The sequence below is a fragment of the Actinomadura citrea genome, assembly GCF_013409045.1.
GTDB classification, from domain to species: Bacteria; Actinomycetota; Actinomycetes; order Streptosporangiales; family Streptosporangiaceae; genus Spirillospora; species Spirillospora citrea.
In genome coordinates this window covers 1,216,841-1,231,374 of sequence record NZ_JACCBT010000001.1, presented here as the reverse complement: position 1 = coordinate 1,231,374, position 14,534 = coordinate 1,216,841, and the positions used below count along the sequence as shown (strand labels likewise).

At 73.5% G+C, this 14,534-nt stretch carries 16 protein-coding genes; 10 read left to right on the top strand and 6 right to left on the bottom strand.

Annotated elements, in window-relative coordinates:
• Positions 1-75: 75 nt before the first annotated feature.
• A complete protein-coding gene (locus BJ999_RS06050) occupies positions 76-834 on the top strand; it encodes an SDR family NAD(P)-dependent oxidoreductase (RefSeq protein ID WP_179832368.1) in 759 nt (252 codons plus the stop codon).
• Between the two features lie 5 nt (positions 835-839).
• Here BJ999_RS06050 and BJ999_RS06045 read toward each other — a convergent pair whose 3' ends face one another.
• Complete coding sequence (locus BJ999_RS06045) at positions 840-1,661, bottom strand: class I SAM-dependent methyltransferase (protein WP_229810218.1); 822 nt, start codon at positions 1,659-1,661, stop codon at positions 840-842.
• A gap of 131 nt (positions 1,662-1,792) precedes the next feature.
• On the opposite strand from BJ999_RS06045, the gene BJ999_RS06040 reads away from it, so the two are divergent.
• From BJ999_RS06040 to BJ999_RS06030, 3 genes are all read left to right on the top strand, one after another.
• A complete protein-coding gene (locus BJ999_RS06040; protein ID WP_179832367.1) occupies positions 1,793-3,409 on the top strand; it encodes an AMP-binding protein in 1,617 nt (538 codons plus the stop codon).
• A gap of 55 nt (positions 3,410-3,464) precedes the next feature.
• On the top strand, positions 3,465-4,253 hold the full coding sequence (locus BJ999_RS06035; protein WP_179832366.1) for a TIGR03084 family metal-binding protein: 789 nt from the start codon (positions 3,465-3,467) through the stop codon (positions 4,251-4,253).
• Between the two features lie 62 nt (positions 4,254-4,315).
• Positions 4,316-4,789 carry a universal stress protein gene (locus BJ999_RS06030; RefSeq protein ID WP_179832365.1) on the top strand — a complete coding sequence of 158 codons (474 nt, stop codon included), beginning with the start codon at positions 4,316-4,318 and terminating at the stop codon, positions 4,787-4,789.
• Positions 4,790-4,823: 34 nt separating this feature from the next.
• Here the strand turns inward: BJ999_RS06030 and BJ999_RS06025 are convergent, their stop codons facing one another.
• The gene (locus tag BJ999_RS06025; RefSeq protein ID WP_179832364.1) at positions 4,824-5,336 is read right to left on the bottom strand and encodes an O-acetyl-ADP-ribose deacetylase; all 513 of its coding nucleotides are present in this window, start codon (positions 5,334-5,336) and stop codon (positions 4,824-4,826) included.
• Between the two features lie 253 nt (positions 5,337-5,589).
• On the opposite strand from BJ999_RS06025, the gene BJ999_RS06020 reads away from it, so the two are divergent.
• A complete protein-coding gene (locus tag BJ999_RS06020) occupies positions 5,590-6,444 on the top strand; it encodes an NAD-dependent epimerase/dehydratase family protein (protein ID WP_179832363.1) in 855 nt (284 codons plus the stop codon).
• A 38-nt stretch (positions 6,445-6,482) separates the two neighbouring features.
• Here the strand turns inward: BJ999_RS06020 and BJ999_RS06015 are convergent, their stop codons facing one another.
• The gene (locus tag BJ999_RS06015; protein ID WP_179832362.1) at positions 6,483-7,244 is read right to left on the bottom strand and encodes a dioxygenase family protein; all 762 of its coding nucleotides are present in this window, start codon (positions 7,242-7,244) and stop codon (positions 6,483-6,485) included.
• 91 nt (positions 7,245-7,335) lie between these two features.
• Between BJ999_RS06015 and BJ999_RS06010 the strand changes: the two genes are divergently transcribed.
• Complete coding sequence (locus BJ999_RS06010) at positions 7,336-7,848, top strand: MarR family winged helix-turn-helix transcriptional regulator (RefSeq protein WP_179832361.1); 513 nt, start codon at positions 7,336-7,338, stop codon at positions 7,846-7,848.
• Here BJ999_RS06010 and BJ999_RS06005 read toward each other — a convergent pair.
• The gene (locus BJ999_RS06005) at positions 7,845-8,933 is read right to left on the bottom strand and encodes a winged helix DNA-binding domain-containing protein (protein WP_179832360.1); all 1,089 of its coding nucleotides are present in this window, start codon (positions 8,931-8,933) and stop codon (positions 7,845-7,847) included. The two genes, BJ999_RS06010 and BJ999_RS06005, sit on opposite strands and share 4 nt — an antisense overlap.
• Complete coding sequence (locus tag BJ999_RS06000; protein ID WP_229810219.1) at positions 8,923-9,558, bottom strand: TetR/AcrR family transcriptional regulator; 636 nt, start codon at positions 9,556-9,558, stop codon at positions 8,923-8,925. Before BJ999_RS06000 ends, BJ999_RS06005 begins: the two co-directional genes overlap by 11 nt.
• Positions 9,559-9,682: 124 nt before the next feature.
• On the opposite strand from BJ999_RS06000, the gene BJ999_RS05995 reads away from it, so the two are divergent.
• Both BJ999_RS05995 and BJ999_RS05990 read left to right on the top strand, forming a co-directional pair.
• A complete protein-coding gene (locus BJ999_RS05995) occupies positions 9,683-10,501 on the top strand; it encodes a class I SAM-dependent methyltransferase (protein WP_179832359.1) in 819 nt (272 codons plus the stop codon).
• A 98-nt stretch (positions 10,502-10,599) separates the two neighbouring features.
• The gene (locus BJ999_RS05990) at positions 10,600-11,217 is read left to right on the top strand and encodes a TetR/AcrR family transcriptional regulator (protein ID WP_179832358.1); all 618 of its coding nucleotides are present in this window, start codon (positions 10,600-10,602) and stop codon (positions 11,215-11,217) included.
• Positions 11,218-11,243: 26 nt separating this feature from the next.
• Here the strand turns inward: BJ999_RS05990 and trpS are convergent, their stop codons facing one another.
• Positions 11,244-12,275: a tryptophan--tRNA ligase gene (gene trpS / locus BJ999_RS05985; protein ID WP_179832357.1), complete on the bottom strand. Its 1,032-nt coding sequence runs from the start codon at positions 12,273-12,275 to the stop codon at positions 11,244-11,246.
• Between the two features lie 225 nt (positions 12,276-12,500).
• Between trpS and BJ999_RS05980 the strand changes: the two genes are divergently transcribed.
• Entirely contained in the window at positions 12,501-12,989 is a 489-nt protein-coding gene (locus BJ999_RS05980; RefSeq protein WP_179832356.1) for a MarR family winged helix-turn-helix transcriptional regulator, read from the top strand.
• 72 nt (positions 12,990-13,061) lie between these two features.
• Positions 13,062-14,516, top strand: coding sequence for an MFS transporter (locus tag BJ999_RS05975; protein WP_179832355.1), 1,455 nt, complete (start codon positions 13,062-13,064; stop codon positions 14,514-14,516).
• Positions 14,517-14,534: the final 18 nt, after the last annotated feature.

Genomic DNA, 14,534 nt, shown 5'->3' with positions numbered 1-14,534 from the left:
CGACCGACGCGCGGATAGGCTGCCGTTCTGGCTTACTCTGCCGATCCACGCTCACCCACCCGGAAGACTGGACGCATGCGCAAGACGGCGATTGTGACCGGAGCAAGCAGCGGCATCGGGGCGGCCACGGCGAGGCGCCTGGCGGCCGAGGGGTTCAACGTCGTGCTCGCCGCGCGGCGCCGCGAGCGGCTCGACGCCCTCGCCAGGGAGATCACCGAGAGCGTCCCGGGCGCGGGCAAGGTGGTGCCGTTCACCCTGGACGTGACCTCACAGGAGTCGGTGGACGCGCTGGCGGCGGCGGTCGGCGCCTGCCACGTGCTGGTCAACAACGCCGGCGGGGCGCTCGGCCTGGACAGCGTCGCGACCGCCGACCTGGAGGACTGGCGGTCGATGTACGAGAGCAACGTCATCGGCCTCGTCCGCGTCACCAAGGCGATGCTGCCGAAGCTGGTGGAGAGCGGCGCGGGCCACGTCGTCAACATCACCTCGCTGGCCGGGCACGTCGCCTACGAGGGCGGCGGGGGGTACAACGCGGCCAAGTACGCCGCCTACGCGGTCAACGAGGTGCTGCGCCTGGAACTGGTCGCCGAGCCCGTCCGGGTCACCGAGATCGCGCCGGGCCTGGTGAAGACCGAGGAGTTCTCACTCGTCCGCTTCCACGGGGACGAGGAGAAGGCCGCCAAGCCGTACGAGGGCGTCCCCGAGCCGCTGGTCGCCGACGACGTCGCGGACTGCGTGGCCTGGGCCGTCACCCGCCCGCCGCACGTCAACATCGACCGCATCGACGTCCAGCCGCGCGTCCAGGCGGCCCCGCACAAGCTTCACCGCGAGTAGGGGCTTCACCGCGAGCGGGGCGCGACGGCACTCCAGGGAAGCGTGACCTCGCCGAGGCGCCACCGGTTCCGGCCGCCGTAGGGGGGCCGCGACAGGACGGGGTGACTCAGCGCCAGCAGCGACACGGCCTCGACCCAGCGCGCGCGAGGACCGAACGCCGAGTGGGGCGCCGCGGTCGCCCAGCACCGGTCGAACGTGGTCAGGAACTCGTGGACGGGCTCGCCCGGCACGTTCCGGTGGATCAGCGTCTTGGGCAGCCGTTCGGCCAGCGCGGACGGCCGTTCGAGCGAACGCACGTGGGCCGCGAACGTGATGGTGCGCGGGCCGTCCTTGGTGAGCGTCACCCAGACGGCACGGCGCCCGATCTCGTCGCACGTCCCCTCGACCAGGACGCCGGCGGGGGCGAGGCGCGCGCGCAGGTCGTCCCATGCGCGCCATGCGGCCGCCTCGTCGTACTGCCGCAGCACGTTGAACGCCCGTACCAGCACCGGCGGGCGCGGCACCGGCAACTCGAAACCGCCGCGCCGGAACGAGAGCCCTTCGTGCGGCCCGGTCGCGTCGGCGAAGGCGACGCCGGCGGCGACCCGGGCCGGCTCGATCTCGATGCCGACGACCTCCAGGCGCGGCGACACCGGGCGCAGGCGCGAGTACAGCTCGAAGGTGGTGACCGGGGACGCGCCGTAGCCGAGGTCGACGGCCAGCGGCCGCGCCCCCGAACGCAGTGCGGCGGTCTGGGTGGCGGCGATCCAACGGTCGATCCGGCGCAGCCGGTTCGGGGCGGTGGTGCCGCGGGTCACCTCCCCCCGCGGCCTCGGAACAGGGGGCACGGGGTAATTGTCGGGCGTCCGCCGCTATGCCCCGTACGCCAGTTCACTTTGGCGAAGGACCACCCACTGAACCAGATTCGGTAAGTCATCGGTTACGGTGCTGCCGACGCCCGTTCCCCGGAGGAGTGCCGATGCTCGACCTGGCGACCCTGCACGAGGCCATCGCCGCCGCGATCCCCGACCGCGAGTGCCTGGTGTGGCGCGAGCGCCGGATGACCTGGCGCGAGGTCGCCGACCGGACGCGGCGGCTGGCCGGCGTCCTGCACGCCCACGGCCTCGGCCTGCGCACGCGGGACGGCGACGGCACGGCGTCCGAGCCGTGGGAGTCGCCCCACGACCATCTCGCGCTCTACCTGCACAACGGACCCGAATACCTGGAGGGGCTGGTCGGCGCGCACAAGGCACGGGTCGCGCCGTTCAACGTCAACTACCGGTACGTGGACGACGAGCTGGCCCAGCTGTTCGCCGACGCCCGGCCGGCCGCCGTCCTCTACCACGCGCGGTTCGCCGACGTGATCGGCCGGGTGATCGACAGGCTCGGCACCCGCCCGCTCCTGCTCCAGGTGGCGGACGATTCGGGCGCCGCCCTCCTCCCCGGCGCGCTCGACTACGAGCACGCGCTCGCCGGGGCGTCCGGTGAGCCGCTCGCCGACCATCCGAGCCCGGACGACCTGCACATCCTCTACACCGGCGGCACGACGGGGCTGCCCAAGGGCGTGCTGTGGCGGATCGGCGACCTGGTGGCCGGGCCGCTCGGCATGCGGCGCCGCGACGGCGCGCCTCTCACCGACCTCGGCGAGGCGGTCGAGCGGGCCGTCCGCAGCGACGTCCGCGTGCTGGTCGGGCCGCCGCTCATGCACGGCGGGGGGACGTGGTCGGCGCTCGGCGGCTGGTGCGGCGGCGGCTGCGTGGTGTTCCCCGACCGGGTGGACGGCCTGGACGCCGCCGACCTGATGGCCACCGCCGAGCGCGAGCGCGCCACCCGGATGCCGCTGGTCGGGGACGCGTTCGCCCGTCCGATCGTCGCGGCGCTGGAGGCGCGCCCGCACGACCTGGCCTCGCTGCGGACGCTGATCAACTCCGCCGCCGGCGTCAGCCCCGGCGTGAAGGCGCGGCTCCTCGAACTCCTCCCGCACACCCGGCTGGTGGACGTCCTCGGCTCCTCGGAGAGCGGGTTCCAGGTCACCCGGCACGGCCCGGCCGCGCGGACGTTCCGCGCGGCGGCGGGCACGGCCGTGCTCAGCGCGGACCGGTCCCGGCGGCTCGCGCCCGGCGAGGACGAGCTCGGCTGGCTGGCCAAGGGCGGCGACGCGATCCCGCTCGGCTACCTCGGCGACCCGGCGAAGACGGCGGCCACGTTCCTCGCCGTGGACGGCGAGCGCCTCGTCGTCGCGGGCGACCGGGCCCGGCTCCTCGCCGACGGCACCGTCGAGGTGCACGGGCGGGAGGCCACCACGATCAACACCGGCGGCGAGAAGGTGTTCGCGGAGGAGGTCGAGACCGTCCTGCGCGGCCTGCCCGGCGTCGCCGACGCGCTGGTGGTCGGCCGTCCGAGCGAGCGCTGGGGCACGGAGATCGTCGCGGTGGTCGGCCCGTCCGGCGCCCCCGCCGACGACGAGCTGCGCGCCGGGTGCGCCGCCCATCTCGCCCGCTACAAGATCCCGAAGGCGTTCGTGCGCACCGACCGCGGGCTGCGGCTGCCGAACGGCAAGGCCGACTACGCCGCCGCCCGCGCCCTCCTCGGCTGAACGTGATCCCGTCCGGCCCTGTACCGGGCGCCCCGCGGCACGGGATCATTGCGGGATGCCGGACCTCAAGCTGCTGCTCGCCGACCTCGCCGCCGAGGGCGACTCCGTCGACGCGATGGTCGCGCCGCTGGCCGCCGGCCGCTGGACGGACCCGACCCCGGCCGAGGGCTGGACGATCGCGCACCAGATCGCGCACCTGGCCTGGACGGACGCGCAGGCGGCCGTCGCGGCCACCGACGCCGCCGCGTTCGCGGGGATCGTCGAGGAGGCCGTAGCCGATCCCGGCGGCTACGTCGAGGCCGGCGCGCGGGAGGGGGCCGCGGAGGAGCCCGCACGGCTGCTCGCCCGCTGGCGGGAGGGCCGCCGCCGGATGGTGGACGCCCTCGCCGCCGTACCGCCGGGCACGCGCCTGCCCTGGTTCGGCCCGCCGATGAGCGCCGCGTCCATGGCGACCGCGCGGCTCATGGAGACCTGGGCGCACGGCGAGGACGTCGCCGACGCGCTCGGCGAGCGCCGCGCGCCCACGCACCGCCTCCGGCACGTCGCGCACATCGGCGTCCGCACCCGCGACTTCGCGTTCCGCAACCGGGGCCTGGAGCCTCCCGCCGAGGAGTTCCGCGTCGTCCTGCGGGGCCCGGACGGCGACGAGTGGACCTGGGGCCCGCCGGACGCCCGCCAGTCGGTCACCGGCCCCGCCCTCGACTTCTGCCAGGCGGTGACCCAGCGCCGCCACCGCGCCGACCTGGCCCTCACCGCGACCGGCCCCGACGCCGACCGCTGGCTGGACGTCGCGCAGGCCTTCGCGGGCCCGCCCGGCACCGGCCGCGCCCCGACCCGCGCCTGAGAGATTCGCCACTGACCTCCGCGTTCGCGTTCGCGGCGCGCGGGGGTGGAGAAGTTGATCGTATGACAGTTCTCATCGCATACGACGGTTCTGACGACGCGCGGGCGGCGGTCGACTACGTCGCCCGGCACCTGCGTGACGAGCCAACCGTGATCATGACGGTGTGGGAGCCGCTGCTCACCCAGATCTCCTGGGCCCCGCTGGCCGCCGCGGTCCCCGTGGCCGGCAGGCTCGACGAGGGCGAGCAGTACGAGGAGGAGAAGCAGGCCGAGCGGCTCGCGCAGCAGGGCGCCGACATCGCCGCCAAGGCGGGGCTGACCGACGTGGCGGTGCGCGCCGAGCGCGGCGGCGGGCCGGTGTGGGCCGCGATCGTGGACGTCGCGGAGGAACTGAACGCCTCCCTCGTCGTCACCGGCTCGCGCGGTCTGGCGGGGGCCCGGTCGGTGATCCTGGGCAGCGTGTCCACGCGCGTGCTGCACCACGCCCACCGCCCGGTCCTGGTGGTGCCCCCGCCGAAGGAGGACGACGAGGAGTGAGGCGCTCCCCCGCGCCCGCGGGGACCAGTGAACGCTAGAGCGCTCCCACGGCGCGCTCGAAGGCGTCGTAGGCGGCCTCGCTGAACAGGACGAAGCGGGCGTCCATCACCTGCGTCGGGGTGCCCCGGACGGTGCCGACCGCGATGCGGGCGGCATCGTCCATGGGCCAGCCGTAGATGCCGGCCGACACGGCGGGGAAGGCGATCGAGCCGACGCCCAGCTCGTCGGCGATGCGGAGGGACTCGCGGTAGCAGGAGGCGAGCTGGTGGGAGCGGTCCTCGGAGGAGGAGTACACGGGGCCGACGGTGTGGATCACCCATGCGGCGGGCAGCAGCCCGGCCGTCGTCGCCACCGCCTGGCCGGTCGGCAGGCCGCCGCCGTAGTGGGACGAGCGGAGCTTCCGGCACTCCTCCAGGATCTCCGGGCCGCCCTTGCGGTGGATCGCGCCGTCCACCCCGCCCCCGCCCAGCAGCGACGAGTTCGCCGCGTTCACCACCGCGCCGACCTTCTGCTCGGTGATGTCGCCGTGGACAAGAGTGATCTTCATGTGCCGCCGATCCTTCGCAGTGCCGAATCCCGTCAGAGAACAAGAATTCTCGCCCGCGGCGCACGCGAAACGCGTTCGGGCGCTTCCCGGCGGTACGCTCATGGCGGACGAGCCGCCGGGGGGCGGTGTGGCCCGTCCGACTTCGTCCGGCCGGACGCAGGGGGGTGTCCATGCGGAACGCCGGGCGTGACCAGTGCTGGCAGACCCCACAGCAGACGATGCACGATGGCGTGAAAGTCGCGGAGGTACCCCCTTGAAGATTCTCCTCGCCGGAGCGACCGGAGTAGTCGGCCGCCGGCTGATCCCGCTGCTCGTCCAGGCGGGCCACGAGGTCGCAGGGACGACACGCCGAACCGAGCGCACCGGCATGATCCGCGACCTCGGCGCCGCGCCGGTCGTGCTGGACGTCCTCGACGCCGCCGCGGTGCGCGACGTCATGGCCGCCGTACGCCCCGACGCCGTGGTGCACCAGCTCACCGATCTCAGCGACGAGGACTTCGAGGCCAACTCGCGCCTGCGGATCGTGGGCACCCGCAACCTCGTCGACGCGGCGAAGGCCACGGGCGTGCGGACCATGGTCGCCCAGAGCATCGCCTGGCTGTACGTGCCGGGCGACGCGCCCGCCGTCGAGACCGACCCGCTCGACGCGCACCTGCCGCCCTACGCGGGCATCGCTGCGCTGGAGAAGGCGGTCGCCGAGATGCCGCACGGCGTCGTCCTCCGGTACGGGGCGCTCTACGGCCCCGGGACCTGGTACGCGCCGGACGGCGCGATCGCCAAGCGGGTGAGGGCGGGCGTCCTGCGCGAGGCGCCGTCCTGGACGTCGTTCGTGCACGCCGACGACGCGGCGTCGGCGGCGCTCGCCGCCCTGGACTGGCCCGCCGGGGTCGTCAACGTCGTCGACGACGATCCGGCCACCACGGCGGACTGGCTGCCGGTCTACAGCGCGGCGCTCGGCGCGCCCAGCCCGGGCAGCGCCGGCAAGCACGCGGCCGCGACGGGCCGTCCGGCGTCCAACGCCAAGGCGCTGAGCCTCGGGTGGAAGCCGCGGGTCGCGTCCTGGCGCACCGGTTTCGCACGGATGGACGTGCCCGTCCGGACCGACTGACCCCGGTCGGACGAGCCCGGACGGAACGCGGCGACAGCTCAGCCGAACTGGAACGAGCGCTTGGCCAGCCCGAGCCAGTAGCCGTCGATGACCGACCGCCGCCGCGAGGCGGCGTCGGCGTCGGCGCCGAGCGCCACGAACAGCGGCGCGAAGTGCTCCGTCCGCGGGTGCGCGATGCGCGCGGCCGGGGCCTTGGCGCGGAAGTCGAGCAGGGCGTCGACGTCGCCGCCCCGCACGGCCCGGTCCGTCCACTCGTCGAACTCCGCCGACCACGCGGGCGGCGCCGCGTCCGGGTCCGGGCGCATCTCCCGCAGGTTGTGCGTGGTGAAACCGCTCCCGACGATGAGGACGCCCTTGTCGCGCAGCGGCGCGAGGCTCCGCCCGATCTCGAAGAGGCGGCTCGGCTCCAGGGTGGGCATCGACATCTGCAGCACGGGGACGTCGGCGTCCGGGAACATCTCCACGAGCGGGACGTACGCGCCGTGGTCCAGCCCCCGCTCCTCGTCCTGGTGGACGCCGGGGATGAGCTTGCGCACGTCGTCCGCGAGGGCGGGCGCGCCGGGCGCGTCGTACCGGACGGTGTAGTAGTGCTCGGGGAAGCCCCAGAAGTCGTAGACGAGCGGCACCGGCCGGGTGGCGCCGATGCTCAGCGGCGCCTCCTCCCAGTGCGCCGACACCATGAGGATCGCCTCGGGCCTCGGCAGGTTCGCCGACCAGCGGGCCAGCTCGGCGGTCCACCGGGCGTCGTCGGCCAGCGGTGGCGCGCCGTGGCTGAGATAGAGCACCGGCATCCTGGTCATGTCCGCCCTCCCTTTACTTGAGAGTTCAACGATACTTGATTTCGTTGAACATTCAAGTCTTGAGGGTTCAAGTGCCGGGTAGACTGGGAACATGGCCGAGACGATCAGCGGGGAGACGACGACCGAGCCGCACTGGCTCGACGACGACGAGCAGGAGACCTGGCGCGCCTTCCTGTGGACGTCCCGGCTGCTCGGCGAGGCCCTCGACCGCCAACTCCAGCGCGACTCGGGCCTGCCGCACACCTACTACATGATCCTGGCGATGCTGTCGGAGGCGCCCGGCCGCGCGCTGACGATGACCGAGCTCGCCGAGATCGTCCATTCGTCGCCGAGCCGCCTGTCGCACGCGGTGAACCGGCTGGAGGAGGCCGGCTGGGTGAGCCGGTGCAAGCCCTCCTCCGACCGGCGCACCACGATCGCCCGGCTGACCGACGAGGGCTTCGCCGTCCTCGCGAAGGCGGCGCCGGGCCACGTCGCGGAGGTCAGGCGGCACCTGTTCGACCCGCTGACCCGCGAGCAGATGCTGGAGTTCCGCGAGATCCTCCACGCCCTGCTGGGCTCCCTCGACCCGGACCGCGAGGCGCCGTGCGCCCGCGAGGGCTAGCCGAACTCCACGCCGTGCGACTTCGCCTTGGGGTGGGCGGCGGCGAGGAGGCGCATGCCCTCCTCCTCCAGCGCGGCGCGCTCCGGTCCCGGGACGGGGGCGAACGGTTCGATCCGCAACGTGGCCTCGCCCCGGCCCTTCTCGATCTTCCACATGCCGTGGACGAAGCCGTCCACGAGGAACGTCGCGCGGATGATGCCGTTGACGGTGAAAACGCGCTTGCGGTGCTCCTCGGAGATGATCCGCGCCCGGTCGGCGTGGGACAGCAGCAGGTTGTCGAAGTCGGGGACGAACCGGACCGGCGCCTCCGCGCCGGGACCGGGGCGCGGCGCGTCCGGTAGGTCGTACAGCGTCCGCCCGTTCTCGTCGTGGAAGGTCACCAGTTCGGGGCTGAGCCGCTCGACGACCTCGCCGAGGCGCGTCAGCCCGGCCCACTGCTGGACGTCCTGGACGCTCGCGGGCCCGAACGCTCCCAGATAGCGCCGCACGAGGTCGTCCAGGGACGGGTCGGGCGCCGTGGGCCCGAGCCAGTTCTCCAGCGTGGTGTGCCGCGCGATCCCGGACGCCCCCCAGATCCCGCGCGGCGGGACCTGGACGAGCGGCAGGGAGAGGCGGACGGCCCAGGCCAGCAGCGCCGGGTCCTCGTCCGGCCACCGTTCGGCCAGCAGCGCGCGCAGGTCCTTGTCGGAACGAGGCTCCTCCTCCAGCAGGGACCGCGCCCGCGCGGTGACGTCCGCGAGGTCGAGGTGCCTCAACTCGGCCGCCCGCGCCTTCAGGTGGTTGTCGAGGATCACCTGGGTGAGCGGCCGCAGCGCGCGGGCATCGCGGGCGCTGACCAGGTGCAGCGTCCCGCGCATCAGCACCATCCGCAGCGCCCGGCGGTCGGCGATCAGCTCTCCGGCCTCGTCGAGCGCGTAGTCCGCGAGCCGGCTCCACAGTCCGATGTGGGGCGGGTTCGGGGCCTGCGCCTGCAGGCCCACCAGATGCTCGATCGCCTCCAGCGCGGGCATGGCGTGCCGCTCCAGCAGGAGCTGGCGGGCCAGTAGCGCCCGGTTCAGCGCGCGTCGTCCCAGCTCAGTCGTCATAGCGTGTGACCAGCTCCTGCCAGCTCGGCGGGGGACCGGGCAGTTCGTGCCGGTCCGCGAGGTTCATGGCGTCCAGGATCAGCGCCAGGTAGCGGTGCTGGAGCCGGTTCATCCGCTCGTCGTCGCCGATCCGGATGCCGTGCAGGTATTCCAGGATCACCGAGACGTCGCCGACCTCGATCTCGGGACGCAGCCCGCCCGACTCCCGGGTGCGCTCCAGCAGCCGCTGCGTCGTGACGTGGATCTCGCGGCCCTTGCGGCCCATGGCCTCGGTGACCTCGAAGGTGCCCGCCAGGCGCATGGTGAGGGAGCCCGCGCCGATGTCCAGGCAGCGGCGCATGAACGCGGCGAACGCCTCCCACGGGTCGCCGTCGTCGTCCAGGGCCGCCTCCACCTCGGCGAGGTAGCGGTCCATGCCCTCGTCGGCGAGCTTCTGGAGCAGGTCCTCCTTGCTCTTGTAGCGCCGGTACAGCGCGCTGATCCCGACCCCCGCGTGCTCGGCCACCGCCGAGATCGGCGCGCCGGGGTCGGCGGTGAACACCGCCCGCGCCGCCTCCCTGATGAGGTCGTCGTTGCGTGCGGCCTGCGCTTTCCGCCCGCTCATGGGCGCTCGTGCCGTCTCCATGCCTCCATGATAGCGGAACGAAGAATTCCGTTCTATGTTCTCACGACCGCCCGCCTTGACTCGGGCACCGGGTTCGCTCATTATGAACGCACGTTCATGAACATTCGTTCACATGGAGGAGCCCATGACGGAGATCGTCAACACCCACCAGGCGGAGGCGTGGAACGGGTACGAGGGCGAGCACTGGGCGGAGCACCACGACCGGTACGACGCCATGAACGGCGGATTCAACGACGTTCTGCTGGAGGCGGCGGCGATCGGGCCGCGCGACCGCGTCCTCGACATCGGCTGCGGCAACGGGCAGATCACCCGGCTCGCGGCGGGCCGGGCGGCCCTCGGCGCCGCGACGGGCGTCGACCTGTCCCGGTCGATGCTCGCCCGCGCCCGCTCCCTCGCCGAGAAGGAGGGCGTCGCGAACGTGTCCTTCGAACGGGGCGACGCGCAGGTGCACCCCTTCCCCGCCGCCGGCTTCGACGTCGCCGTCAGCCGGTTCGGGATCATGTTCTTCACCGATCCGGTCGCCGCGTTCGGCAATGTCCGGCGGGCCCTGCGCGAGGGCGGCCGGCTGGCGCTGCTGTGCATGGCGCCCCTCGCCGAGAGCGAGATGGGGGCCGTCATGGCCGCGCTCCCGCCCCTCGACCGGCCCCCGGTCGGGCACGACGGCGGGCCGCTGTCGCTCTCGGACCCAGGCCGCGTCCAGGAGATCCTCGGGGGCGCCGGGTTCCGCGGCGTGTCCAGCCGCAGGGTCGAGGCCGAGCAGATCTGGGGGCGCGACGCCCGCGAGGCCGGGGAGTTCTTCGCCGGCTGGGGCCCGATCCACTACAACTACGGCGCGGGCGACGACGTGCGCGACGCCCTCGTCGAGGCGATGCGCCCCTTCGAGCGCGACGGCGCCGTCCGCCTGCGCAGCACCGCGTGGCTGGTCACGGCACGGCGTGGCTAGATGCCCGGCGTCCACCACGTCGAGGACGCGGTCGGGCCGGGGTTCCCGCCCGAACGCGCCGCGCACGGGTCCGGGCCCGCTCAATACGATGCGGGGTGATGTCACCTCGAAGAGCGGCGGCGCTGGGCGCCGGCGACCGCACCCTGCGCGACCACCTGATCGCCACGGCCGAGCGGATGATCGCCGAGCGCGGGACGGCGGGCCTGACGGTCCGGGCGATCGCGCGGGAGGCGGGCGTCGCGGACGGCGTCCTCTACAACCACTTCGCCGACAAGGAGGAGCTGCTCGCGCACGCGCTGCGGGCGCACGCCGAGTCGGTCGCGCGGCCGCTCGGCCCGCTGCCCGAGCCCGGCGGCGGCACCGTGGAGGAGAACCTGCGCGTGTACGTGGCGCACGGCCTCGCCCTGCACGACGGGCTGCTGCCCGCGCTGACCGGGCTGGTCGCGCAGCCGGCCGTCCTCGCCCGGTTCGCCGCGCTGAGCGGCGGGGGCGGCATCTGGAACGAGCGGCTCGCCACCTACCTGCGCGGCGAGCGCGACCTCGGCCGCCTCGCCCCGGACGCCCGGGTCGAGGCGGCCACCTCGCTCATCGTCGGCGCCTGCCACGAGCCGGTGCTGTCGCTGCTGTTCCAGGGCCAGGGCATCGCGCACCGCGTGTCGCCGGACGTCGTGGACGACCTCGTCGCGACCGTCCTCAACGGCCTCGCCCCCCGCTAGGACGCCTGCCCCACGATGCTCGGCCGCTAGGACGCCATCGCCTCCCGGACCTCTGCCAGCGTGCGCTCGGCGATCGTGTTGGCGCGCTCGTCGCCCTCGGCGAGGACGCTCCGCAGGTACGCCCGGTCGGCGGCCAGTTCGGCGCGGCGGGCGCGGATCGGGCGCAGGAACTCGTTCACCGAGTCGGTCACGACCTTCTTCAGCGCCGCCGCGCCGCCGTCGCCGATCTCGGCGGCGACGGTGTGCGGGTCGCGGTCCTGGCAGAGGGCGGCGAGCAGCACGAGGCCGGAGACCTCCGGGCGGGTCTCGGGCGCATAGGTGATGGTCCGGTCCGCGTCGGTCACGGCCCGCCTGACCAGCCGCGCCGTCTCGTCCTCGGTGGCGGAGAGGGCGATGGCGTTGCCGCGGCTCTTGCTCATCTTGTGGCCGTCGGTGCCGAGCAGGAGCGGCGCGTTCGACAGCAGGGCGTCCGGTACCGGGAACACGGGCCCGTAGCGCTCGTTGAAGCGGCGCGCGATGGTCCGGGTGATCTCCTGGTGCGGGAGCTGGTCCCTGCCGACGGGTACGAGGTCGGCCTTGCAGAACAGGATGTCGGCGGCCTGGTGGACGGGGTAGGTGAACATCAGCCCGCTGACCGCCGCCTGCCGGGACGTCGCGATCTCGTCCTTCACCGTGGGGTTGCGGCTCAGCTCCGCGATCGACACGAGCGACAGGAACGGCAGCATGAGCTGGTTCAGCGCGGGGACGCTGCTGTGCCGGAAGATCGTCGCCGCGGACGGGTCGATCCCGGCCGCCAGGTAGTCGGCGACCAGGCCCTCGACGTACTCCGACAGGTGGTCGGCGACGTCCCGGTCGGTGAGCACCTGGTAGTCGGCCACCAGGACGAACAGCTCCACGCCCGCGCGCTGGAGCCGCGCCCGGTTGGCCAGAGTGCCGAAGTAGTGCCCGAGATGCAGCGGGCCGGTGGGGCGGTCGCCCGTCAGGACCCGGAAGGCTCCGGGGTCGACCGCGATGCGTTCTTCCAGCAGGCGGCTGCGGTCTTCAGGGGTGATGTCCATGGGGTCCTCCTCGTCGGGTCTCCGGCCGTCCCGCCGGTCCGGCCCGGTTCACCGAGGAAGAGAAAGGGCCGCCCAGCGGACGGCCCGATCGCATGCGTCACTGTGGCCGTCCTAGGACGGCCACCAGCCGAGACATGCGGTGCGCTTCACCCCTTCATGTTAGCCCACCGAATGCGGCCGATGCCAGATAATCTAGAACGAAACCATCTTGGGTAGGCTGGGGCCATGACCTCGATGGCCCCCGCACGCACGCAGACGGACCTGTCGTTCCTGCTCGACCACACAAGCCACGTGCTGCGCGGCCGCATGACGGCGGCGCTCGCGGAGATCGGGCTGACCCCGCGCATGCACTGCGTCCTGGTGCACGCCCTGCAGGAGGAGCGCACCCAGATCCAGCTCGCCGAGATCGGCGACATGGACAAGACCACCATGGTCGTGACCGTGGACGCCCTGGAGAAGGCCGGGCTCGCCGAGCGGCGCCCGTCGTCCCGGGACCGGCGGGCCCGGATCATCGCCGTCACCGAGGAGGGCGCGCGGGTCGCCGCCCGCAGCCAGCAGATCGTGGACGGCGTCCACACGGCGGCCCTCGGCTCACTGCCGGACGACCAGCGCGAGGCCCTCGTCCAGGCGCTGAACACCCTGGTCGCCGGGCATCTGGCCACCCCGCCGGAGGCCACGGCGCCGGCCCGGCGAGCCCGCGAGCGCCAGAAGTAAATCCGTGCTGGATAGTCTGTAACAAAACTATCTGCTACGGTCTCTCCTGTACTTCCCGACAGGAGATGACCAATGCCCTCCCTCTCGCTCTCCCCGCTCCGCTCCCGGTGGGCGGCGCTCGGCGTGCTGTCCGCCACGATGCTGATGACCATCCTGGACGGCAGCATCGTCACGGTCGCCGCCCCCGCGATCCAGGACGACCTCGGCTTCTCGCCCGCCGGGCTCAGCTGGATCATGAACGCCTACCTGATCCCCCTCGGCGGCCTGCTGCTCCTCGCCGGGCGCCTCGGCGACCTCGTCGGCCGCCGCACGCTGTTCCTCGCCGGGAACGCCGTCTTCACGGCGGCGTCGGTGCTGGCGGGCGCCGCCACCACGTCCGGCCTGCTGATCGCCGCCCGATTCCTGCAGGGCGTCGGCAGCGCCCTCGCCTCCGCCGTCGTGCTCGGCATCCTCGTGACGCTCTTCGCCGACCCCCGCGAACGGACCAAGGCGATCGGGGTGTTCAGCTTCACCGGCGCGGCCGGTGCGTCCATCGGGCAGGTGCTCGGCGGCGTGCTCACCGACGCGCTGAGCTGGCACTGGATCTTCCTGATCAACCTGCCGATCGGCCTGGCCGTGATGCTGCTCGCCCTTCCCGCCCTCCCCCGCGACCGGGGAGCCGGTCTGGCCGCCGGCGCCGACGTCGCGGGCGCTGCGCTGGTCACGTCCGGCCTGATGCTGGGCATCTACACGGTCGTCAAGGTCGAGCGGTACGGATGGCTGTCGGCGCACACGCTGGGCCTCGGCGCCCTGTCGCTGCTGCTGCTCGCCGGATTCACCGTCCGCCAGGCCCGCGCGGCGACGCCGCTGATGCCGCTGCGGATCCTGCGCTCCCGCAACGTGTCCGGCGCCTACGCCGTCCAGTTGCTGACCCTGTCGGCGATGTTCTCGTTCCAGGTGATCGTCGCCCTCTACATGCAGCAGGTGCTCGGCTACAGCGCGCTCGGCACCGGGCTCGCGATGCTCCCCGCCGCCGTGTCGATCGGGGCGGTGTCCCTGCTGGCGTCCGCGCGGCTGTCGAACCGCTTCGGCGAGCGCTTCGTGCTGGTGGCCGGGCTCGTCCTGCTGATCGGCGCGATGGCCTGGCTCACGACCGTCCCGGTGGACGCGAACTACGTCACCGACCTGCTCCCGGTATTCATCCTGATCTCGGGCGGCGGGCTCGTGCTGCCGTCGCTGACCGGACTCGGCATGTCCAGCGCCCGTCCCGAGGACGCGGGCCTCGCGTCCGGCCTGTTCAACACCGTCCAGCAGGTCGGGATGGCGCTCGGCGTCGCGGTCATGACCACGCTCGCCGCGTCCCGCGTCGAGTCCCTGCGGGCGGACGGGCGGGACACCGCCGCCGCCCTGACCGGCGGCTACCACCTGGCGTTCACCGTCTCGGCGGGCCTGCTGGTCGCCGCGCTCGCGGTGTCGCTGCTCGTCCTCCGCCGCCCGGCGCCCGTGGCCGCCGCCGCGCCCGTCGAGTCCGTCCCCACCGGCGTCTGAACCCGCCCCCGCCCACAC

Excerpts from the sequence above, each read along its gene's own strand:
- BJ999_RS05995 (WP_179832359.1), top strand. The coding sequence starts at position 9,683 with ATGACGGAGATCGTCAACACCCACCAGGCGGAGGCGTGGAACGGGTAC.
- BJ999_RS06035 (WP_179832366.1), top strand. The coding sequence starts at position 3,465 with ATGCCGGACCTCAAGCTGCTGCTCGCCGACCTCGCCGCCGAGGGCGAC.
- BJ999_RS06050 (WP_179832368.1), top strand. The coding sequence starts at position 76 with ATGCGCAAGACGGCGATTGTGACCGGAGCAAGCAGCGGCATCGGGGCG.
- trpS (WP_179832357.1), bottom strand. The coding sequence starts at position 12,275 with ATGGACATCACCCCTGAAGACCGCAGCCGCCTGCTGGAAGAACGCATC.
- BJ999_RS06025 (WP_179832364.1), bottom strand. The coding sequence starts at position 5,336 with ATGAAGATCACTCTTGTCCACGGCGACATCACCGAGCAGAAGGTCGGC.
- BJ999_RS06040 (WP_179832367.1), top strand. The coding sequence starts at position 1,793 with ATGCTCGACCTGGCGACCCTGCACGAGGCCATCGCCGCCGCGATCCCC.
- BJ999_RS05990 (WP_179832358.1), top strand. The coding sequence starts at position 10,600 with ATGTCACCTCGAAGAGCGGCGGCGCTGGGCGCCGGCGACCGCACCCTG.
- BJ999_RS06005 (WP_179832360.1), bottom strand. The coding sequence starts at position 8,933 with ATGACGACTGAGCTGGGACGACGCGCGCTGAACCGGGCGCTACTGGCC.
- BJ999_RS06015 (WP_179832362.1), bottom strand. The coding sequence starts at position 7,244 with ATGACCAGGATGCCGGTGCTCTATCTCAGCCACGGCGCGCCACCGCTG.
- BJ999_RS05980 (WP_179832356.1), top strand. The coding sequence starts at position 12,501 with ATGACCTCGATGGCCCCCGCACGCACGCAGACGGACCTGTCGTTCCTG.
- BJ999_RS06030 (WP_179832365.1), top strand. The coding sequence starts at position 4,316 with ATGACAGTTCTCATCGCATACGACGGTTCTGACGACGCGCGGGCGGCG.
- BJ999_RS05975 (WP_179832355.1), top strand. The coding sequence starts at position 13,062 with ATGCCCTCCCTCTCGCTCTCCCCGCTCCGCTCCCGGTGGGCGGCGCTC.
- BJ999_RS06010 (WP_179832361.1), top strand. The coding sequence starts at position 7,336 with ATGGCCGAGACGATCAGCGGGGAGACGACGACCGAGCCGCACTGGCTC.
- BJ999_RS06000 (WP_229810219.1), bottom strand. The coding sequence starts at position 9,558 with ATGGAGACGGCACGAGCGCCCATGAGCGGGCGGAAAGCGCAGGCCGCA.